Raw genomic sequence first — 17,475 nt, forward strand, 5'->3', positions numbered from 1 at the left:
TTAAGCACGAAACAATCACCTCAATTTTGAAGGGAGATCTATTTCATGGCAAGAGAGTTCTCCTTGAAAAATACACGCAACATCGGTATCATGGCGCATATTGACGCCGGCAAAACCACGACGACCGAACGTATTCTCTTCTACACAGGCCGTACGCACAAGATCGGTGAAGTTCACGAAGGCGCTGCGACAATGGACTGGATGGAACAGGAACAGGAGCGCGGGATCACGATTACTTCCGCTGCTACAACGGCTGCTTGGAAAGGCCACCGCGTCAATATCATTGATACCCCGGGGCACGTTGACTTCACGGTTGAAGTTGAACGTTCCCTGCGTGTATTGGACGGGGCAGTAGGTGTTTTCAGTGCGAAAGAGGGCGTGGAACCTCAGTCTGAAACTGTATGGAGACAGGCTGACCGTTACGGCGTTCCCCGGATCGCATATGTAAACAAGATGGATATTATCGGAGCCGACTTCCTTAACGTTGTTAAGGATATGCGTGAGCGTCTGCAAGCGAACGCGGTTGCGATTCAACTGCCGATCGGCGCTGAGAACGATTTTGTCGGTATCATCGACCTTGTCGAACAAAAAGCGCACATGTACAAAGACGATCTTGGCCGCGACATTGAAGTTGTGGACGTTCCGTCCGAGTTCAAAGATCAAGTGGAAGAACTGCGCAACGAACTGATCGAGAAGGTCGCTGAGCTCGACGAAGACCTGACCATGAAATACCTGGAAGGGGAAGAGATTACGATCGATGAGATCAAAGCTGCTCTGCGCAAAGGCGTAGTTGAAGTTAAGATCTTCCCGGTAATCTGCGGATCTTCCTATCGCAACAAAGGGGTTCAGCTTATGCTGGACGCGGTTGTGGACTACCTGCCATCGCCGGTTGACATTCCGTCGATCAAGGGGCACCTGGAAGACGGTACGGAAACCGAACGCCACTCTTCTGACGAAGAGCCGTTCTCCGCACTCGCCTTCAAGATCATGACCGACCCTTATGTTGGTAAACTGACGTTCTTCCGCGTGTACTCCGGTATCCTGGAATCCGGTTCTTATGTTCTGAATGCCACTAAAGGCAAGCGTGAACGTATCGGCCGTATCCTTCAGATGCACGCCAACAGCCGTCAGGAAATCTCCGTAGTGTATTCCGGCGACATCGCCGCTGCTGTCGGTTTGAAAGACACCGGCACAGGTGATACACTGTGTGATGAGAAGAACCCGGTTATTCTTGAATCGATGAACTTCCCGGATCCGGTTATCGAAATTGCGGTTGAACCGAAGACGAAAGCCGACCAGGACAAGATGGGCGTTGCCCTTGGCAAGCTGACTGAAGAAGACCCGACGCTGCGTGCTCATACAGACGAAGAGACAGGTCAGACCATCCTTGCCGGTATGGGTGAGCTTCACCTTGATATTATCATCGACCGGATGCGCCGTGAGTTTAAGGTAGAGACCAATGTGGGTAAACCGCAGGTTGCTTACCGTGAGACTTTCAGAGCGCCAGCACGTGTCGAAGGTAAGTTTGTTCGCCAGTCCGGCGGACGCGGCCAGTACGGTCACGTATGGGTCGAGTTCGAACCGCTGGAAGCGGGTTCGGGTAACCAGTTCGACAGCAAGATTGTCGGCGGTTCCGTACCGAGAGAATACGTTCAGCCTGCCCTCAATGGTATTGAAGAGCAGATGAAGAACGGTGTTCTCGCCGGCTTCCCGGTTGTTGACGTTAAGGCTACCGTTGTTGACGGTTCCTACCATGACGTTGACTCCAACGAAATGGCGTTCAAGATCGCCGGTTCGATGGCACTGAAGGCTGCCAAGGACAAGTGTAAACCTGTTCTGCTGGAGCCAATCATGAAGGTTGAAGTTACCGTTCCCGAGGAGTACATGGGCGACGTTATGGGTATGCTGAACTCCCGCCGCGGCCGTATCGAAGGTATGGATTCCCGCGCAGGCGCTCAGATTATCCGTGCGAAGGTGCCGCTCTCCGAAATGTTCGGTTACTCGACAACCCTGCGTTCCGGTACGCAAGGCCGTGGTGTATTCTCGATGGAGCTCTCTCACTATGAGGAAGTTCCGAAGTCGATCGCGGACGAAATCGTAACCAAGAACAAGGGAACCGATTAATCAGCGTTGTGACTTGCCGTCCGTACCCTTCCAATCAGTCATCACAGAACCCTCTGTGCGGACGGCTCCAATATAAGAACACATATTAAGGAGGAACTGTTCAAATGGCAAAGGCTAAGTTTGAACGTACTAAACCGCACGTTAACATTGGTACCATCGGTCACGTCGACCATGGCAAAACCACTCTGACTGCTGCAATCACAACTGTACTGTCCAAGAAGTACGGCGGTGCGGCTGTAGCATTCGACCAAATCGATAAGGCTCCAGAAGAGCGCGAGCGCGGTATCACGATCTCCACAGCTCACGTTGAATACGAAACTCCTAACCGTCACTACGCACACGTTGACTGCCCTGGACACGCCGACTATGTTAAGAACATGATCACTGGCGCAGCTCAGATGGACGGCGCTATCCTGGTTGTATCCGCTGCTGACGGCCCTATGCCGCAGACTCGCGAGCACATCCTGCTGTCCCGTCAGGTAGGCGTTCCTTACATCGTTGTATTCCTGAACAAGTGCGACATGGTTGAAGACGAAGAGCTGCTGGAACTGGTTGAAATGGAAGTTCGCGACCTGCTCAACGAATACGAATTCCCGGGCGATGACACTCCGATCACTCGCGGTTCCGCTCGTGAAGCTCTGCAGAACCCAGATGGCGAATGGGCACAGAAGATCGTTGAAATGTTCGAAACGATCGACACTTACATCCCGCTGCCTGAGCGCGACACTGACAAGCCTTTCCTTATGCCGGTCGAAGACGTATTCTCGATCACTGGCCGCGGTACCGTGGCAACTGGCCGTGTAGAACGCGGAACAGTTAAAGTGGGCGACGAAATCGAAATCGTTGGTATCAGCGAAGAGAAGAAGAAATCCGTTGTTACGGGCGTTGAAATGTTCCGTAAACTGCTGGATTCCGCTCAAGCCGGCGACAACATCGGCGCTCTGCTGCGCGGTGTTGACCGTAACCAGATCGAACGCGGTCAAGTACTGTCCAAGCCGAACTCCGTTAACCCGCACACTGAGTTCACGGCTCAGATCTACGTCCTGACTAAAGAAGAAGGTGGCCGTCATAAGCCTTTCTTCACAGGATACCGTCCGCAGTTCTACTTCCGTACAACGGACGTAACAGGCATCATCAACCTGCCGGAAGGCACTGAAATGGTTATGCCTGGCGACAACATCACAGTAACGGTTTCGCTGATCTCTCCGATCGCTATCGAAGAAGGAACAAAGTTCTCCATTCGTGAAGGCGGCCGTACAGTGGGTGCCGGTTCTGTAGCTTCCATCCAGAAATAAGAACGGCTTTCTTCTATATAAGAAGAAACCTGCTATGAAGAACGGTCTCTCCGGAGACCGTTCTTTTTAATTTCTTATGAAAACTGATGATTTCTTTTGATTTTTGCTTGCAATAGAAGGGAGTATTCTATATAATAATGAATGTTGTTCTGCGACGTTGCGATGATGTGAGAGGTTACTGACACACCCGGCTCCTTTGCCATGAAGCCTGTGGTCAGAAAATTTTCACGGAGTATGTCCGATAATAAATTGGGCGATAGAAGGAGGGACTAAAATGGCAAAGCAAAAAATTCGTATCCGTCTGAAGGCATACGACCACAGAATTCTTGATCAATCCGCTGAGAAGATTGTTGAAACAGCAAAACGTTCCGGTGCAGGTGTATCCGGGCCGATTCCGCTGCCAACCGAAAAACAAGTAATTACTATTCTCCGTGCGGTACACAAGTACAAGGATTCCCGTGAGCAGTTCGAAATGCGGACTCACAAGCGTCTGATCGACATTGTGAACCCGACGCCGCAAACGGTGGACGCCTTGATGCGCTTGGACCTGCCGTCCGGTGTAGATATCGAAATCAAGCTGTAATCAATAACCTAGAAACGTACAAAGAAAAGAGGTGTCAACATGAAAGGTATCTTGGGAAAAAAACTCGGTATGACTCAAGTGTTCACTCCGGAAGGTAACGTAATCGCGGTTACGGTTATCGAAGCTGGACCTTGTGTGGTACTGCAAAAGAAAGACCTCGCTACGGATGGCTACGAAGCCGTACAGCTGGGCTTCTCCGATAAGAAGGAGAAACGCTCCAACAAACCGGAAGCAGGTCACGCCAAAAAGGCAAATGCAACACCTAAGCGCTACGTTCGCGAAATTCGCGGTGTTGACCTCGGCAGCGTCGAGGTAGGACAGGAACTGAAAGCTGACGTTTTCAGCGAAGGCGAATTTGTTGACGTAACCGGTATTTCCAAAGGTAAAGGATTCCAGGGCGTAATTAAGCGTTGGGGACAAAGCCGCGGACCAATGGCACACGGCTCCCGTTACCACAGAAGACCGGGTTCGATGGGTTCCATCCAGGCGAACCGCGTGCCGAAGGGCAAACATCTTCCGGGACATATGGGTCATGAAACGGTAACGGTTCAGAAGCTCGAAGTGGTTAAGGTTGATGTGGAACGCAATGTGCTGCTGGTTAAGGGTTCTGTACCTGGCGCCAAGAACAGCTTCGTGAAGGTTAAAGAAACCGTTAAGAAATAATTATTGAAGAAAGGAGGAACATGAAATGCCAAAAGTAACACTGTTCAACATGAGCGGCAATGAAGTCGGCGAAGTGGAACTGAACGATGCGGTGTTCGGCGTAGAGCCTAACAGCCACGTTCTGAACGAAGCTGTTCTTCTGCAGAGAGCTTCCCTGCGCCGTGGAACGCACAAGGTTAAAGGACGTTCGGAAGTTCGCGGCGGTGGCCGCAAACCTTGGAAACAAAAAGGAACCGGCCGTGCCCGTCAGGGTTCGATCCGTGCTCCACAGTGGAAGGGCGGCGGCGTAGTTTTCGGACCGACACCGCGCAGCTATTCCTGGAAACTGCCTAAGAAGGTTCGCCGTCTGGCTATCAAATCGGCTCTGTCTTCCAAAGTGCTCGAGAACGATATCATCGTACTGGATGCTCTGACGCTTAACACGCCGAAGACGAAAGAGTTCGTAGCCATTCTGAACAACCTGAAAGTAGGCTCCAAAGCTCTCGTGGTTGCTCCTAGCTACGATGACAATGTAGCTCTTTCCGCACGCAACATCCCTGGTGTGAAGTTTGTAGCGGCTGAAGGCATCAATGTTCTGGACGTGCTGACGCACGACAAACTGATTATCACCAAGGAAGCTGTTTCCAAGGTAGAGGAGGTGTTCGCGTAATGAAAGATCCTCGTGATATCATTAAACGTCCGGTGATTACGGAACGCACTGCCGACTACATGAACGAGCTGAAATATGCTTTTGAAGTAGACATCCGTGCCAACAAGACCGAAATCAAGAAGGCCGTTGAGGCTATTTTCAAAGTTAAAGTGGTTAATGTGAACACTATGCGCGTGCCTGGGAAGCTGAAACGCTATGGCAGATACTCCGGTTACACTCCGGAGTGGAAGAAAGCCATTGTGAAGCTGAGCCCGGACAGCAAGCCGCTCGAATTCTTTGAAGCGGTAGAATAATCAATCTCTGAAGCGAGGAGGGAAATCAAGTGCCAATCAAAAAGTACAAACCGACTTCGCCGGCAAGACGTGCTATGTCCGTCTCCACGTTCGAGGAGATCACCACTGACAAGCCGGAGAAATCGCTGCTGGCCCCGCTGAGCAAAACGGCAGGCCGCAATAACCAAGGTAAAATCACAGTTCGCCATCATGGCGGCGGACACAAACGCAAATACCGCATCATCGACTTTAAGCGGACGAAAGATGGCATTCCAGGCAGCGTTGCTACGATCGAATACGATCCGAACCGTACCTCGAATATCGCTCTTATCCACTATGCCGACGGCGAGAAGCGTTACATCATCGCTCCTAAAGGACTCAAGGTTGGGGATAAGATTGAATCCGGACCTGCTGCCGACATCAAAATCGGTAACGCGCTTCCGCTTGCCAACATTCCTGTTGGTACAGTTATCCACAACATCGAACTGAAGCCTGGCAAGGGCGGACAATTGGTTCGCGCTGCCGGTACCGAAGCTCAGCTGCTGGGTAAAGAAGAAAAGTACGTATCCGTACGTCTTTCTTCCGGTGAAGTTCGCCGTATCCTGAGCGTATGCCGCGCTACAATCGGTTCCGTGGGCAATGAAGACCACGAACTGATCAAGATCGGTAAAGCCGGACGCAGCCGCTGGCTGGGACAACGTCCTGAAGTACGCGGTGTTGTAATGAACCCGAACGATCACCCGCACGGTGGTGGTGAAGGCCGCGCTCCGATCGGACGTAAATCCCCGCTGTCTCCTTGGGGCAAACCGACCCTGGGCTACAAGACACGCAAGAAGAACAAGGCATCTGATAAATATATCGTTCGTCGCCGCACGAAATAAGACGCTTCTCCCGAGCTTAGCTTGGGAAGGCGCCTTGCCCGCGGTTTGAACTACGCATGAAGGGAGGATTCACTATGAGTCGCAGTTTGAAGAAGGGGCCTTTTATCGACGGCTACCTGCTGAAAAAGGTTGAAGAGCTGAACGCCGCCAACAAAAAGGTTGTCGTAAAAACCTGGTCGCGCCGCTCGACGATTTTCCCTCAATTTATCGGACATACGTTTGGTGTGTATGACGGCCGCAAGCACGTGCCGGTATACGTAACGGAAGACATGGTAGGTCACAAGTTGGGCGAGTTCGCACCAACCCGTACTTACAAAGGCCACGCGGGTGACGATAAGAAGACGAGAAGATAATAATCACGCTCTTGTTTGAGAGGAGGGAAAGACATGCAAGCAAAAGCACATGCCAGATCCGTGCGGATTTCCGCCCGTAAAGCGAAACTGGTTGTTGACTTGATCCGCGGCAAGCAGGTTGGCGAAGCTATCGCAATCCTGCGTCACACGCCGAAGTCCGCTTCCCCTGTCGTGGAGAAGCTGCTGAACTCGGCCATTGCCAACGCCGAGCACAACTATTCGATGGACGTGAACAAACTGGTTGTTAGCGAAGTATTCGTTAACCAGGGTCCTACGATGAAACGGTTCCGTCCGCGCGCCATGGGTCGCGCCAGCCGGATCAACAAACGCACCAGCCACATCACTTTGGTGGTATCCGAGAAATAAGGAGGGAAAACGTGTGGGTCAAAAGGTAAATCCAGTCGGTCTCCGAATCGGGATCATCCGTGACTGGGAATCCAAATGGTATGCAGGCAAAGATTTCGGAACGCTTCTGTTGGAAGACGTGAAAATTCGGGAATACCTGAAGGGTAAATTGAAAGATTCATCTGTTTCCCGCATCGAAATCGAAAGAGCGGCTAGCCGCGTCAATGTTACAATTCACACTGCCAAACCGGGTATGGTTATCGGTAAGGGCGGCGCTGAAGTGGAAGTTCTTCGCAGCGCGGTAACCAAAATTGCCGGCGGCAAGAAAGTGCACATCAACATCAACGAAATCAAGCACCCTGAACTGGACGCTATCCTGGTAGCCGAAAGCATCGCACAGCAGCTGGAACGTCGCGTATCGTTCCGCCGCGCGCTGAAGCAATCGATCCAGAGAACCATGCGTTCGGGAGCCAAGGGCATCAAAACTTCCGTCAGCGGTCGTCTCGGCGGCGCCGAAATCGCTCGTACGGAAGGATATAGCGAAGGAACAGTTCCGCTTCATACACTTCGTGCCGACATCGATTACGGAACGGCTGAAGCTCATACCACATACGGCCGCATCGGCGTAAAAGTATGGATCTATCGTGGAGAGGTTCTTCCCACAGCTAAGAAGCAACAAGCAGCTGCTCAGGAAGGAGGCAACTAATCATGTTGGTACCAAAGCGCGTTAAGCACCGCAAGCAACAGCGCGGACACATGAAGGGTATGGCAAAAGGCGGCACCGAGCTGAACTTCGGCGAATTCGGTCTGCAGGCTCTGGAACCATCCTGGATCACGAACCGTCAGATCGAAGCGGCTCGTATCGCGATGACCCGTTACATCAAACGTGGCGGTAAAGTATGGATTAAGATTTTCCCTGACAAGCCGATTACACAGAAGCCTCTCGAAGTGCGTATGGGTAGCGGTAAAGGTAACGTTGAGAAATGGGTAGCTGTAGTTAAGCCAGGCAAGATTATGTTCGAACTCGGAGGCGTTTCGGAAGAAATCGCCCGCGAAGCGATGCGCCTTGCTGCTCACAAGCTGCCAATCAAGACTAAGTTTGTGAAACGTGAAGAAGTGGGTGGTGAAGCAAATGAAAGCTAATGAACTTCGCAACTTAACCACTGCCGAGATTGAACAAAAGATTGCCGGATTCAAAGAAGAGCTTTTTAATCTCCGTTTTCAGCTGGCTACCGGTCAGTTGGATAACCCGACTCGGATTCGTGATGTGCGCAGGGAAATAGCTCGTGCTAAAACCGTAATCCATGAAAGAGTACTTGGGATCAGCTAATTGAAGCGGTTCAGGACCGTATTCAGGAAGGAGGCTAATTATGAGCGAAGAACGGAATGCGCGCAAAGTTCAAATCGGTAAAGTGGTCAGCGATAAAATGGACAAAACCATCGTAGTTGCCGTTGAAACGTACAAGAAGCACGATCTGTACCACAAGCGCATCAAATACACGAAGAAATTCAAGGCACATGATGAGAACAATACCGCACAGATCGGCGATACCGTCAAAATCATGGAAACTCGTCCGCTCTCCAAGGACAAACGCTGGAGACTGGTAGAAGTCGTGGAAAAAGCGGTTATCATCTAATGGCGACAAGATAGTATGACCGAAAGGAGGATATTTCAATGATTCAACCCTTTACACGTTTGGCTGTAGCCGACAACTCTGGTGCGAAGGAACTGATGTGCATCCGCGTACTGGGTGGCACTGGCCGCCGTACCGCTGCTATCGGCGATCTGATCGTCTGCTCCGTTAAACAAGCAACACCAGGCGGCGTTGTCAAAAAAGGTGATGTAGTCAAGGCGGTTGTAGTACGGACAAAGCGTTCGGTACGCCGTAAGGACGGTTCCTACATCGCATTCGACGAGAATGCTGCGGTAGTCGTCAAGGAAGACAGAAGCCCGCGCGGAACTCGTATCTTCGGGCCGGTAGCTCGTGAACTTCGCGACAAGGACTACATGAAGATCGTTTCCTTGGCACCGGAAGTTATCTAATAGGCTCCACTAAAGGCCAGTCATAGGAGGTGTAACAAATGCCTAGAGTGAAAAAAGTTCTGGAATCCCATAACAACAAGCTGCACGTCAAGAAAGACGACGTGGTTATAGTCATCAGCGGCAAGGACAAAGGTAAGAAGGGGCGCGTCATCGCCGCTTATCCGCGTCAGAACCGCGTGCTGGTCGAAGGCGTGAACATGGTGAAGAAGCACCAGAAGCCGAACCAGCTGAACCCGCAGGGCGGCATTATCGAGAAGGAAGCGGCGATCCACGTTTCCAACGTAATGCATCTTGATCCGAAGAGCGGACAGGTAACCCGTATCGGTTACAAAGTGCTGGACAACGGCAAGAAAGTTCGCGTAGCGAAGAGATCGGGAGAGATCATCGACTAATAGAAGCTTAGAAAGAAAGGAGGAACACTTTTCATGGCAGCAAGAATGAAAGAACGTTTTCTGAATGAAATCACACCTGCTTTGATTCAGAAATTCAACTATTCGACAGTAATGCAAGTGCCGAAGATCGAGAAAGTAGTCATCAACATGGGCGTTGGCGACGCTGTTCAGAACTCGAAGGTACTGGATTCCGCAGTCAATGACATGCAGCTGATCTCCGGTCAGAAGCCGGTTATCACTCGTGCCAAGAAGTCGATCGCCGGTTTCAAACTGCGCGAGAACATGCCGATCGGGGTTAAGGTAACCCTGCGCGGAGATCGCATGTACCACTTCCTGGACAAATTGTTCAACGTAACGCTCCCACGCGTTCGTGACTTCCACGGTGTATCCACCAAGGCTTTTGACGGCCGCGGCAACTACACGCTTGGACTGAAAGAACAACTCATTTTCCCCGAAATCGAGTACGATAAAGTGGACAAAGTCCGCGGTATGGATATCGTAATCGTAACGACAGCAAAGACGGACGAGGAATCCCGCGAGCTGCTGGCTCAGCTGGGCATGCCTTTCGCGAAATAAATAACCAAGTCGCTTCTTTCTCCGAAACTATTTAGGAGGTGTCAGGCTAAAGTGGCTAAAACTTCGATGAAAGTTAAACAACAACGTGCGCCGAAATTCAAAGTGCGTGCTTACACACGCTGCGAGCGTTGCGGTCGTCCACATTCGGTCCTGCAAAAGTTCAAAATTTGCAGAATTTGTTTCCGTGAATTAGCTTATAAAGGCCAGATTCCTGGCGTGAAAAAAGCAAGCTGGTAAGAAGTTCATAACCGGGAAGGAGGTTACACCAAATGACTATGTCTGATCCAATTGCAGATATGCTGACACGGATCCGTAACGCCAACATCGTGCGTCATGAAACTGTGGAAATGCCTGCATCGACATTGAAAAAACAAATCGCCGACATCCTGAAGCGCGAAGGCTTCATCCGCGATGCGGAGTTTGTGGAAGACAGCAAACAAGGGATTATCCGTATTTTCCTGAAATACGGCCCGAACCAGGAACGCGTTATCTCCGGTCTGAAGAGAATCAGCAAACCGGGTCTTCGCGTGTACACGAAGAGCACTGAAATTCCGCGCGTACTCGGCGGACTGGGCATCGCGATCATCTCGACTTCCAAGGGAGTCATGACTGACAAGGAAGCCCGTCAAGCAAAATCCGGCGGCGAAGTTATCGCCTACGTTTGGTAATATAAACGTCACAAGACAAGGAGGTGCAACACATGTCCCGTATTGGTCGCAAACCAATTACAGTACCTAGCGGTGTGGACGTTAAGATCGAGAACTCGGTCATCACCGTGAAAGGTCCTAAAGGTACATTGACCCGTGAACTTCATAAAGACATGAAGGTATCGGTTGAAAATAACGAAATCACCGTTGTCCGCCCGTCGGATAACAAACTGCATCGTTCTCTTCACGGCACAACCCGCTCCGTTGTCAACAACATGGTCAGCGGTGTAACAGAAGGCTTCTCGAAATCCCTGGAACTCGTAGGCGTCGGCTACCGCGCCAACAAGTCCGGAGACAAGATCGTTCTGAACGTGGGCTACTCCCACCCGGTTGAAATCACACCGGAAGCAGGCATCGAATTCGAAGTCCCTGCCAACACGAAGATCATCGTCAGAGGCATCGACAAAGAACGCGTAGGCGCTTATGCCGCCAAGATTCGTTCCGTGCGTGAACCTGAACCGTACAAAGGCAAAGGTATCAAGTACGAAGGCGAGCGGATCATCCGCAAGGAAGGTAAAGCCGGCAAGAAGAAATAAGCCGACGCTTCTTCTCGTTAAGAGATCTCGGGTATTGGGCAGACTTGCTGCCTAAGGTACAATGAAGGGAGTGAACAAGAAGTCATGATTACCAAAGAGGACAAGAACAAAGCACGTCTGAAAAGACATCTGCGTGTTCGTAAAAAAATCCAAGGTACTCCGGCTCGTCCGCGTCTGAACGTATTCCGTTCTTCCAAGCACATCTACGCTCAACTGATCGACGATGTGAACGGAGTGACGCTCGTGTCGGCTTCGACACTGGATAAAGAACTGAGCGCCAACATCGGTAACGGCGGTAGCGTTGAAGCAGCAGCTAAGGTTGGCCAGCTGGTTGCAGAGCGCGCCAAAGCTCAAGGCCATTCCGTAATCGTATTCGACCGCGGGGGCTACCTGTACCATGGCAGAATTCAGGCTCTGGCTGATGCAGCTCGTGAAGCCGGTCTGGAATTCTAGAACTATTCTCAAAAGGAGGTAAACGACTTGCGTGTAGATCCAAACACTTTAGAGCTGACAGAAAGAGTTGTTCACATCAACCGCGTAGCTAAAGTTGTAAAAGGCGGACGCCGTTTCAGCTTCAGCGCACTGGTTGTCGTCGGCGACGGCAAAGGCTGGGTCGGAGCGGGTATCGGTAAAGCCGGCGAAGTGCCGGATGCCATCCGCAAAGGCATTGAAGACGCCAAGAAAAACCTGATCCACATTCCTCTCGTAGGAACTACCATTCCTCACCTGGTTACCGGACACTTCGGCGCTGGACGCGTGCTGCTGAAGCCGGCATCCGAAGGTACAGGCGTTATCGCCGGCGGCCCGGTTCGTGCCGTACTGGAACTGGCAGGCGTAGGCGATATTTTGACAAAATCTCTGGGTTCTTCGAACTCCATGAATATGGTCAATGCTACTCTGGAGGGCTTGTCCCGCCTGAAGCGCATTGAAGAAGTCGCGAAACTTCGCGGCAAATCTGTCGAAGAGCTTCGCGGTTAAGGAGGGGAACGTCAATGGCTAAATTGCAAATCACCCTCGTGCGCAGTCTGATCGGACGTCCGGAGACACAGCGTGTCACCGTCAAGACGCTGGGTCTTCGCAAAATCAACTCGACTGTGGTGCACAACGATGGTCCCGCAATTCGCGGTATGATCAACAAAGTGAGCCATCTCGTATCCGTAACAGAAATTGAAGGCTAAACAGCCTTTCATCCATTCATAGACATAAGGAGGTGCAAACGATGAAGTTACATGAACTTGCTCCGGCCCCAGGCTCCCGCAAGGAACGCAACCGTGTAGGCCGCGGTCCTTCCAGCGGTAACGGTAAGACATCCGGCCGTGGTAACAAAGGTCAAAACGCCCGTTCCGGCGGCGGTGTCCGTCCTGGATTCGAAGGCGGCCAGAACCCGCTCTATCGTCGTCTGCCTAAGCGTGGTTTTGTCAATCCTACCCGTAAAGAGTACGCGATTGTGAACCTTGACGATCTGAACAGCTTTGCAGAAGGCACGGAAGTAACTCCGGCTCTGCTGGTTGAAACTGGCGTTGTGAAGAACACGAAGAGCGGCATTAAGATCCTCGGCAACGGTGAACTTACCGTGAAGCTGACTGTTCAAGCAAATAAGTTCTCTCAATCTGCGGTAGAGAAAATCGAGGCTGCCGGCGGTAAAACCGAGGTGATCTAATGTTCAAGACGCTTAAGAATATATGGCATGTCGAGGATTTGCGCAAAAAGATACTGTTCACCCTCTTCGTCTTTATTATCTACCGGATCGGCTCTTTCGTGCCGGTTCCGGGGGTTGATAAAGAGGTGCTGACCAACACGAGCAACGAAGCAGGTAATGCTTTGATGAGCTTGTTCAATACGTTCTCGGGAGGAGCTCTCAAGAACTTCTCTATCTTCGCCATCAGCATCTACCCGTACATTACGGCATCGATTATTGTGCAGCTTTTGTCGATGGACGTCATCCCTAAGTTCGCCGAATGGGCGAAGCAAGGGGAGCACGGCAAGAAGCAGTTGGCGCAGATTACCCGGTATGGAACGGTTGTACTGGCGCTGATTCAGGGCTTTGCGACTTCGATCGGATTCAACCGCATCTATTCGCAGGATATGATGCCGAATGCGACAATCGCAGATTACCTGTTGGTTGCCATCATTTTGACAGCCGGTACTTCTTTCCTGATGTGGCTCGGTGAGCAGATCACGGAAAGAGGAGTAGGGAACGGGATTTCGATCCTGATTTTTGCGGGAATCGTCGCAGGCATTCCAGGAATGATTACACAGACGTCCCAGTCGTCGTTTGTCGAACCGGGTCAGACCTTCCTGAATATTCTTAAAGTCGCGGTCGTTGTAATCGTGATTATCGCGGTTATTGTCGGGGTTATCTTCGTACAGCAAGGCATTCGGAAAATCCCGGTCCAATACGCCAAACGCGTAGTGGGAAACAAGATGTACGGTGGACAGAATACGCATATTCCGCTTAAAATTAATGCGGCTGGCGTTATTCCGGTCATTTTCGCCGTGTCGCTGCTCCAGTTCCCGATTGTTATCGCCAACTTCTGGTCGACTCATCAGTGGGCCAAGTGGGTCTCCACCCACCTGTGGTACGACAAACCGCTCGGCATGGTCCTCTATGTGATCATGATCATCGGTTTCACCTTCTTCTACACCTTCGTGCAGATGAATCCGCAGCAGATGGCTGATAACATGAAGAAGAACGGGGGCTACATCCCAGGTATCCGCCCGGGTAAGGCGACTGAAAAATATCTGACTCGGGTTATGTCCCGCCTGACGATGTCGGGTGCGATTTTCCTGGCTCTAATTTCCATTCTCCCGGTATTCTTCGGTAACGTAACCGGCCTCCCTCGTTCGGTGAAGATTGGCGGCACTTCGCTGCTTATCGTGATCGGCGTCGCGCTGGATACGATGAAGCAGATCGAGAGCCAGTTGATTAAACGCCATTACAAAGGGTTCATTAATAAATAGGCGATAGGTTCCGGCGAAGCGATTGCATGCAGTAACACTTCCCGGCACCTATTGTGCTGTTTCTTGCTTGGTGGCGAACTGCTAAAGGGGAGAGACGTATCGTGAACATTCTATTCATGGGCCCTCCTGGGGCAGGCAAAGGAACGCAGGCGGCTGTGATTGTGAAGGAATTCGGCATTCCGCATATTTCGACAGGAGATGCTTTCCGTTTGGCGATCAAGCAGGGAACTCCTATCGGGCTGCAGGCGAAATCTTATATGGATCAAGGCCTGCTGGTGCCGGATGATGTGACGATCGGGATCGTGGAAGAGCGGCTGCAACAGCCGGATTGCCAGCAGGGATTTCTTTTGGACGGTTTTCCAAGAACCTTGTCGCAGGCTGAAGCGCTGGAAGGCATTCTGGCTCGCCACAACACATCTCTTCATCATGTGATTAACCTGAATGTGGACCGCAGTCTTCTGATGGCCCGTCTGACAGGTCGGCGTATCTGCACGGTGTGCGGCGCCTCTTATCACTTGATCTTCAACCCGCCTGCGCAACCTGGGATCTGCGATCTGGATGGCGGCGCATTGTATCAGCGTCCGGATGACAACGAAGAAAGCGTCGGCAAGCGTCTCGATGAATATGACAACAAGACCGCGCCTCTGCTGCATTTCTACGAAAATAAAGGGCTGCTGCGTCAGGTGAACGGAGAAGACGAGATCGAATCCGTCTCCGCCGAAATTGTGTCCTTACTGCGAGGTTAGTGTAATGATCATCTGTAAGTCCGAACAGGAACTTGCGTTAATGAGAGAAGCGGGAAGAATTGTTGCCGAGACTCACCGTCTCATGGCACAGGCCATCGAGCCTGGGATTACGACCGGGGAGCTCGACAGAATCGCCGATCAATACATTCGCAGTCAAGGGGCTGTGCCGTCTTTTAAAGGCTACAACGGTTTTCCTGCCAGCATTTGCGCTTCAGTCAACGAACAATTGGTGCACGGGTTCCCGAACAAGCGGAAGCTGGTGGAAGGCGATATCGTATCGTTGGACATCGGAGCCCAGTACAAGGGATATCATGGCGATTCCGCCTGGACCTACGGGGTAGGCAGCATTTCCGAAGAAGCCCAGCGTCTGCTGGATGTCACGGAAGGCTCCCTGTACGCAGGTCTGGAGCTGATAAAGCCGGATGTGCGCCTGTTTACAATCTCCCACGCGATTCAGAAATACATTGAGGCTGCCGGGTTCTCGGTGGTACGAGAGTATGTCGGTCATGGCGTCGGGGCAGAACTGCATGAAGATCCGCAAATTCCGAACTACGGGGTTGCTGATCGTGGACCGCGGCTGAAGCCGGGCATGGTGCTCGCGATTGAACCGATGGTGAACGTAGGCAAACGTTATGTCCGTACGCTGGAAGACAACTGGACGGTAGTAACGGTGGACGGTTCGCTGTGCGCTCACTTCGAGCATACGGTTGCGGTTACGCCGGAAGGCATGGAAATTTTCACGAAACTGGATGCGTAGGTGATCTTTGTTGAATGCTGAGAGCAGCCCGCAGGTCGGTCAATTGGTGAAAATCCTCAAAGGCAAGGATGCCGGAGAGTATGCCGTGGTTATCGCGGTTGTGGACGGCAAGTTCGTGCAAATCGCAGATGGCGCCAAACGGAAGTTCCACGCTCCGAAGAAGAAGAATATTCTTCATCTGGAGCTTTGTCCGAGCGTCAGCAGCGAGGTTGTGAACAGTTTGAAGGAGAACGGACGGGTGACGAACGGCAAGCTGCGATTCGCAGTGATCGACTTCGTCAGAACGGCCGGAACAAGCGCCGAGAAGAAAGGAGAATAACTGTGGCTAAAGAAGACGTCATTGAGGTGGAAGGTACCGTCATTGAACCGTTGCCAAACGCAACATTCAAGGTCGAACTTGAGAATGGCCATCAAATTCTTGCCCATGTTTCCGGCAAGCTGCGGATGCACTTCATCCGGATTTTGACTGGAGACAAAGTAGTTGTACAGTTATCGCCTTACGATTTGTCGAAAGGCCGCATAACGTACCGCAAATAACAGGCTAATCCGTCCGGCAATGAGCATTCATATGCGGACGTTTAACCGCGCGTAGACGTTTGAAGTCAAGTTTTGCCCTGCAAAACGATTAGGAGGTAATCAACATGAAGGTAAGACCTTCTGTAAAGCCCATTTGCGAAAAATGCAAAGTCATTCGCCGCAAGGGTACGGTTATGGTAATTTGCGAAAATCCGAAGCACAAACAAAAACAAGGTTAATAGAAGGGGGTGTAGCGTAATGGCTCGTATAGCTGGTGTGGATTTGCCACGTGACAAACGCGTTGAGATCGCCTTGACTTACATTTTCGGAATCGGTAGAACAACTTCTCAGAAAATTCTGAAGGAAACAGGCATTGACGTTAACACACGTGTCCGTGATTTGACGGAAGATGAAGTCAGCAAACTGCGTGAAACGATCGACAAATCGGTCAAGGTAGAAGGCGACCTGCGTCGTGAAATTTCCTTGAATATTAAGCGTCTTACCGAAATCGGATGCTATCGCGGTGTTCGCCACCGTCGTGGTCTGCCGGTTCGCGGTCAGCGTACTAAGACGAATGCCCGTACCCGGAAAGGCCCGCGTCGTACGGTAGCAAACAAGAAGAAATAACAAGGGGGGATAAGAGACAATGGCTAAACCGAAAAAAGTCGTGCGCACAAAGCGTCGCGATCGCAAGAATATCGAATCCGGCGTGGCACATATCCGTTCCACGTTCAATAACACCATCGTTACGATTACGGATCCTCACGGCAACGCGATTTCCTGGGCCAGCTCCGGCGGTCAGGGATTCAGAGGTTCCCGTAAGTCCACTCCGTTCGCCGCTCAGATGGCAGCAGAAGTTGCTGCAAGAGCTGCAATGGAACACGGCATGAAATCCGTAGAAGTTATGGTTAAAGGACCGGGCGCGGGCCGCGAAGCAGCCATCCGTTCCCTTCAGGCTGCAGGCCTCGAAGTCAACCTCATCAAAGACGTCACTCCGGTTCCGCACAACGGATGCCGTCCGCCGAAACGTCGCCGCGTATAGTGCATCAGCGTTGGGGATGTGGTATAAAACTGG

Annotated in this window: 31 protein-coding genes; all 31 read left to right on the forward strand. The window is 51.5% G+C overall.

Annotated elements, in window-relative coordinates; translation table 11 throughout:
* Window positions 1–45: 45 nt before the first annotated feature.
* The 31 genes from fusA (at window position 46) to rpsK (ending at window position 17,442) form a co-directional block, all read left to right on the forward strand.
* On the forward strand, window positions 46–2,124 hold the full coding sequence (gene fusA, locus RBI05_RS16325) for an elongation factor G (protein ID WP_150459842.1): 2,079 nt from the start codon (window positions 46–48) through the stop codon (window positions 2,122–2,124).
* A 104-nt stretch (window positions 2,125–2,228) separates the two neighbouring features.
* Complete coding sequence (gene tuf / locus RBI05_RS16330; RefSeq protein ID WP_310551858.1) at window positions 2,229–3,419, forward strand: elongation factor Tu; 1,191 nt, start codon at window positions 2,229–2,231, stop codon at window positions 3,417–3,419.
* 274 nt (window positions 3,420–3,693) lie between these two features.
* Window positions 3,694–4,002, forward strand: coding sequence for a 30S ribosomal protein S10 (gene rpsJ, locus RBI05_RS16335; RefSeq protein ID WP_006676490.1), 309 nt, complete (start codon window positions 3,694–3,696; stop codon window positions 4,000–4,002).
* 39 nt (window positions 4,003–4,041) lie between these two features.
* Window positions 4,042–4,665 carry a 50S ribosomal protein L3 gene (gene rplC, locus RBI05_RS16340; protein ID WP_150459840.1) on the forward strand — a complete coding sequence of 208 codons (624 nt, stop codon included), beginning with the start codon at window positions 4,042–4,044 and terminating at the stop codon, window positions 4,663–4,665.
* A 25-nt stretch (window positions 4,666–4,690) separates the two neighbouring features.
* Entirely contained in the window at window positions 4,691–5,314 is a 624-nt protein-coding gene (gene rplD / locus RBI05_RS16345; RefSeq protein WP_150459839.1) for a 50S ribosomal protein L4, read from the forward strand.
* Window positions 5,314–5,607: a 50S ribosomal protein L23 gene (gene rplW / locus RBI05_RS16350; RefSeq protein WP_150459838.1), complete on the forward strand. Its 294-nt coding sequence runs from the start codon at window positions 5,314–5,316 to the stop codon at window positions 5,605–5,607. The genes rplD and rplW overlap by 1 nt, the downstream gene beginning before the upstream one ends.
* A 29-nt stretch (window positions 5,608–5,636) precedes the next feature.
* The gene (rplB, locus tag RBI05_RS16355) at window positions 5,637–6,467 is read left to right on the forward strand and encodes a 50S ribosomal protein L2 (protein WP_150459837.1); all 831 of its coding nucleotides are present in this window, start codon (window positions 5,637–5,639) and stop codon (window positions 6,465–6,467) included.
* Between the two features lie 74 nt (window positions 6,468–6,541).
* A complete protein-coding gene (gene rpsS / locus RBI05_RS16360) occupies window positions 6,542–6,820 on the forward strand; it encodes a 30S ribosomal protein S19 (protein ID WP_150459836.1) in 279 nt (92 codons plus the stop codon).
* Window positions 6,821–6,853: 33 nt separating this feature from the next.
* Window positions 6,854–7,186, forward strand: a complete 333-nt coding sequence (gene rplV / locus RBI05_RS16365; RefSeq protein WP_150459835.1) for a 50S ribosomal protein L22 — start codon at window positions 6,854–6,856, stop codon at window positions 7,184–7,186.
* A 13-nt stretch (window positions 7,187–7,199) separates the two neighbouring features.
* The gene (gene rpsC / locus RBI05_RS16370; RefSeq protein WP_150459834.1) at window positions 7,200–7,871 is read left to right on the forward strand and encodes a 30S ribosomal protein S3; all 672 of its coding nucleotides are present in this window, start codon (window positions 7,200–7,202) and stop codon (window positions 7,869–7,871) included.
* Between the two features lie 2 nt (window positions 7,872–7,873).
* On the forward strand, window positions 7,874–8,308 hold the full coding sequence (gene rplP / locus RBI05_RS16375) for a 50S ribosomal protein L16 (RefSeq protein ID WP_150459833.1): 435 nt from the start codon (window positions 7,874–7,876) through the stop codon (window positions 8,306–8,308).
* Entirely contained in the window at window positions 8,298–8,495 is a 198-nt protein-coding gene (gene rpmC, locus RBI05_RS16380; protein WP_025693031.1) for a 50S ribosomal protein L29, read from the forward strand. The genes rplP and rpmC overlap by 11 nt, the downstream gene beginning before the upstream one ends.
* A 40-nt stretch (window positions 8,496–8,535) precedes the next feature.
* Entirely contained in the window at window positions 8,536–8,802 is a 267-nt protein-coding gene (gene rpsQ / locus RBI05_RS16385) for a 30S ribosomal protein S17 (protein WP_025336666.1), read from the forward strand.
* 38 nt (window positions 8,803–8,840) lie between these two features.
* Complete coding sequence (gene rplN / locus RBI05_RS16390) at window positions 8,841–9,209, forward strand: 50S ribosomal protein L14 (RefSeq protein WP_038698997.1); 369 nt, start codon at window positions 8,841–8,843, stop codon at window positions 9,207–9,209.
* Between the two features lie 38 nt (window positions 9,210–9,247).
* Entirely contained in the window at window positions 9,248–9,601 is a 354-nt protein-coding gene (rplX, locus tag RBI05_RS16395) for a 50S ribosomal protein L24 (protein ID WP_310551859.1), read from the forward strand.
* A 33-nt stretch (window positions 9,602–9,634) separates the two neighbouring features.
* Window positions 9,635–10,177, forward strand: coding sequence for a 50S ribosomal protein L5 (gene rplE, locus RBI05_RS16400; RefSeq protein ID WP_150459832.1), 543 nt, complete (start codon window positions 9,635–9,637; stop codon window positions 10,175–10,177).
* 51 nt (window positions 10,178–10,228) lie between these two features.
* A complete protein-coding gene (locus tag RBI05_RS16405) occupies window positions 10,229–10,414 on the forward strand; it encodes a type Z 30S ribosomal protein S14 (RefSeq protein WP_010348808.1) in 186 nt (61 codons plus the stop codon).
* A gap of 32 nt (window positions 10,415–10,446) precedes the next feature.
* Window positions 10,447–10,845, forward strand: coding sequence for a 30S ribosomal protein S8 (rpsH, locus tag RBI05_RS16410; protein ID WP_150459831.1), 399 nt, complete (start codon window positions 10,447–10,449; stop codon window positions 10,843–10,845).
* Between the two features lie 32 nt (window positions 10,846–10,877).
* Window positions 10,878–11,420: a 50S ribosomal protein L6 gene (gene rplF / locus RBI05_RS16415; RefSeq protein ID WP_150459830.1), complete on the forward strand. Its 543-nt coding sequence runs from the start codon at window positions 10,878–10,880 to the stop codon at window positions 11,418–11,420.
* 84 nt (window positions 11,421–11,504) lie between these two features.
* Window positions 11,505–11,873, forward strand: a complete 369-nt coding sequence (gene rplR, locus RBI05_RS16420; protein WP_150459829.1) for a 50S ribosomal protein L18 — start codon at window positions 11,505–11,507, stop codon at window positions 11,871–11,873.
* 27 nt (window positions 11,874–11,900) lie between these two features.
* On the forward strand, window positions 11,901–12,398 hold the full coding sequence (rpsE, locus tag RBI05_RS16425; protein ID WP_150459828.1) for a 30S ribosomal protein S5: 498 nt from the start codon (window positions 11,901–11,903) through the stop codon (window positions 12,396–12,398).
* A gap of 14 nt (window positions 12,399–12,412) precedes the next feature.
* Window positions 12,413–12,598: a 50S ribosomal protein L30 gene (gene rpmD, locus RBI05_RS16430; protein WP_150459827.1), complete on the forward strand. Its 186-nt coding sequence runs from the start codon at window positions 12,413–12,415 to the stop codon at window positions 12,596–12,598.
* Window positions 12,599–12,639: 41 nt separating this feature from the next.
* Window positions 12,640–13,080, forward strand: coding sequence for a 50S ribosomal protein L15 (rplO, locus tag RBI05_RS16435; RefSeq protein ID WP_150459826.1), 441 nt, complete (start codon window positions 12,640–12,642; stop codon window positions 13,078–13,080).
* Window positions 13,080–14,381, forward strand: a complete 1,302-nt coding sequence (gene secY, locus RBI05_RS16440) for a preprotein translocase subunit SecY (protein ID WP_150459825.1) — start codon at window positions 13,080–13,082, stop codon at window positions 14,379–14,381. Before rplO ends, secY begins: the two co-directional genes overlap by 1 nt.
* Before the next feature lie 101 nt (window positions 14,382–14,482).
* A complete protein-coding gene (locus tag RBI05_RS16445) occupies window positions 14,483–15,127 on the forward strand; it encodes an adenylate kinase (protein WP_150459824.1) in 645 nt (214 codons plus the stop codon).
* 4 nt (window positions 15,128–15,131) lie between these two features.
* Window positions 15,132–15,884: a type I methionyl aminopeptidase gene (map, locus tag RBI05_RS16450; protein WP_150459823.1), complete on the forward strand. Its 753-nt coding sequence runs from the start codon at window positions 15,132–15,134 to the stop codon at window positions 15,882–15,884.
* 10 nt (window positions 15,885–15,894) lie between these two features.
* Window positions 15,895–16,203: a KOW domain-containing RNA-binding protein gene (locus RBI05_RS16455; RefSeq protein ID WP_310551860.1), complete on the forward strand. Its 309-nt coding sequence runs from the start codon at window positions 15,895–15,897 to the stop codon at window positions 16,201–16,203.
* Window positions 16,204–16,205: 2 nt separating this feature from the next.
* Window positions 16,206–16,421 (forward strand): translation initiation factor IF-1, encoded by a 216-nt coding sequence (gene infA / locus RBI05_RS16460; RefSeq protein WP_018753971.1) that lies wholly within the window; start codon window positions 16,206–16,208, stop codon window positions 16,419–16,421.
* 104 nt (window positions 16,422–16,525) lie between these two features.
* Window positions 16,526–16,639 (forward strand): 50S ribosomal protein L36, encoded by a 114-nt coding sequence (gene rpmJ, locus RBI05_RS16465; protein ID WP_003322638.1) that lies wholly within the window; start codon window positions 16,526–16,528, stop codon window positions 16,637–16,639.
* A 19-nt stretch (window positions 16,640–16,658) separates the two neighbouring features.
* Window positions 16,659–17,027: a 30S ribosomal protein S13 gene (gene rpsM / locus RBI05_RS16470; protein WP_025693041.1), complete on the forward strand. Its 369-nt coding sequence runs from the start codon at window positions 16,659–16,661 to the stop codon at window positions 17,025–17,027.
* 19 nt (window positions 17,028–17,046) lie between these two features.
* On the forward strand, window positions 17,047–17,442 hold the full coding sequence (gene rpsK / locus RBI05_RS16475; protein ID WP_150459821.1) for a 30S ribosomal protein S11: 396 nt from the start codon (window positions 17,047–17,049) through the stop codon (window positions 17,440–17,442).
* Window positions 17,443–17,475: the final 33 nt, after the last annotated feature.

Origin of the sequence: Paenibacillus glufosinatiresistens (assembly GCF_031470375.1) — a bacterium.
Taxonomy (GTDB): Bacteria; Bacillota; Bacilli; order Paenibacillales; family Paenibacillaceae; genus Paenibacillus_AQ; species Paenibacillus_AQ glufosinatiresistens.

What these genes read in the sequence shown, in the direction of transcription:
- rpmC (WP_025693031.1), top strand. Translation starts at nt 8,298, where the DNA reads ATGAAAGCTAATGAACTTCGCAACTTAACCACTGCCGAGATTGAACAA.
- tuf (WP_310551858.1), top strand. Translation starts at nt 2,229, where the DNA reads ATGGCAAAGGCTAAGTTTGAACGTACTAAACCGCACGTTAACATTGGT.
- rplE (WP_150459832.1), top strand. Translation starts at nt 9,635, where the DNA reads ATGGCAGCAAGAATGAAAGAACGTTTTCTGAATGAAATCACACCTGCT.
- rpsK (WP_150459821.1), top strand. Translation starts at nt 17,047, where the DNA reads ATGGCTAAACCGAAAAAAGTCGTGCGCACAAAGCGTCGCGATCGCAAG.
- rplN (WP_038698997.1), top strand. Translation starts at nt 8,841, where the DNA reads ATGATTCAACCCTTTACACGTTTGGCTGTAGCCGACAACTCTGGTGCG.
- rplF (WP_150459830.1), top strand. Translation starts at nt 10,878, where the DNA reads ATGTCCCGTATTGGTCGCAAACCAATTACAGTACCTAGCGGTGTGGAC.
- rpsQ (WP_025336666.1), top strand. Translation starts at nt 8,536, where the DNA reads ATGAGCGAAGAACGGAATGCGCGCAAAGTTCAAATCGGTAAAGTGGTC.
- rpsS (WP_150459836.1), top strand. Translation starts at nt 6,542, where the DNA reads ATGAGTCGCAGTTTGAAGAAGGGGCCTTTTATCGACGGCTACCTGCTG.
- rplO (WP_150459826.1), top strand. Translation starts at nt 12,640, where the DNA reads ATGAAGTTACATGAACTTGCTCCGGCCCCAGGCTCCCGCAAGGAACGC.
- secY (WP_150459825.1), top strand. Translation starts at nt 13,080, where the DNA reads ATGTTCAAGACGCTTAAGAATATATGGCATGTCGAGGATTTGCGCAAA.
- rplR (WP_150459829.1), top strand. Translation starts at nt 11,505, where the DNA reads ATGATTACCAAAGAGGACAAGAACAAAGCACGTCTGAAAAGACATCTG.
- rpsH (WP_150459831.1), top strand. Translation starts at nt 10,447, where the DNA reads ATGACTATGTCTGATCCAATTGCAGATATGCTGACACGGATCCGTAAC.
- rpsM (WP_025693041.1), top strand. Translation starts at nt 16,659, where the DNA reads ATGGCTCGTATAGCTGGTGTGGATTTGCCACGTGACAAACGCGTTGAG.
- rplW (WP_150459838.1), top strand. Translation starts at nt 5,314, where the DNA reads ATGAAAGATCCTCGTGATATCATTAAACGTCCGGTGATTACGGAACGC.
- rpmD (WP_150459827.1), top strand. Translation starts at nt 12,413, where the DNA reads ATGGCTAAATTGCAAATCACCCTCGTGCGCAGTCTGATCGGACGTCCG.
- rplV (WP_150459835.1), top strand. Translation starts at nt 6,854, where the DNA reads ATGCAAGCAAAAGCACATGCCAGATCCGTGCGGATTTCCGCCCGTAAA.
- rplP (WP_150459833.1), top strand. Translation starts at nt 7,874, where the DNA reads ATGTTGGTACCAAAGCGCGTTAAGCACCGCAAGCAACAGCGCGGACAC.
- rplD (WP_150459839.1), top strand. Translation starts at nt 4,691, where the DNA reads ATGCCAAAAGTAACACTGTTCAACATGAGCGGCAATGAAGTCGGCGAA.
- fusA (WP_150459842.1), top strand. Translation starts at nt 46, where the DNA reads ATGGCAAGAGAGTTCTCCTTGAAAAATACACGCAACATCGGTATCATG.
- map (WP_150459823.1), top strand. Translation starts at nt 15,132, where the DNA reads ATGATCATCTGTAAGTCCGAACAGGAACTTGCGTTAATGAGAGAAGCG.
- rpmJ (WP_003322638.1), top strand. Translation starts at nt 16,526, where the DNA reads ATGAAGGTAAGACCTTCTGTAAAGCCCATTTGCGAAAAATGCAAAGTC.
- rplX (WP_310551859.1), top strand. Translation starts at nt 9,248, where the DNA reads ATGCCTAGAGTGAAAAAAGTTCTGGAATCCCATAACAACAAGCTGCAC.
- rplC (WP_150459840.1), top strand. Translation starts at nt 4,042, where the DNA reads ATGAAAGGTATCTTGGGAAAAAAACTCGGTATGACTCAAGTGTTCACT.
- rpsJ (WP_006676490.1), top strand. Translation starts at nt 3,694, where the DNA reads ATGGCAAAGCAAAAAATTCGTATCCGTCTGAAGGCATACGACCACAGA.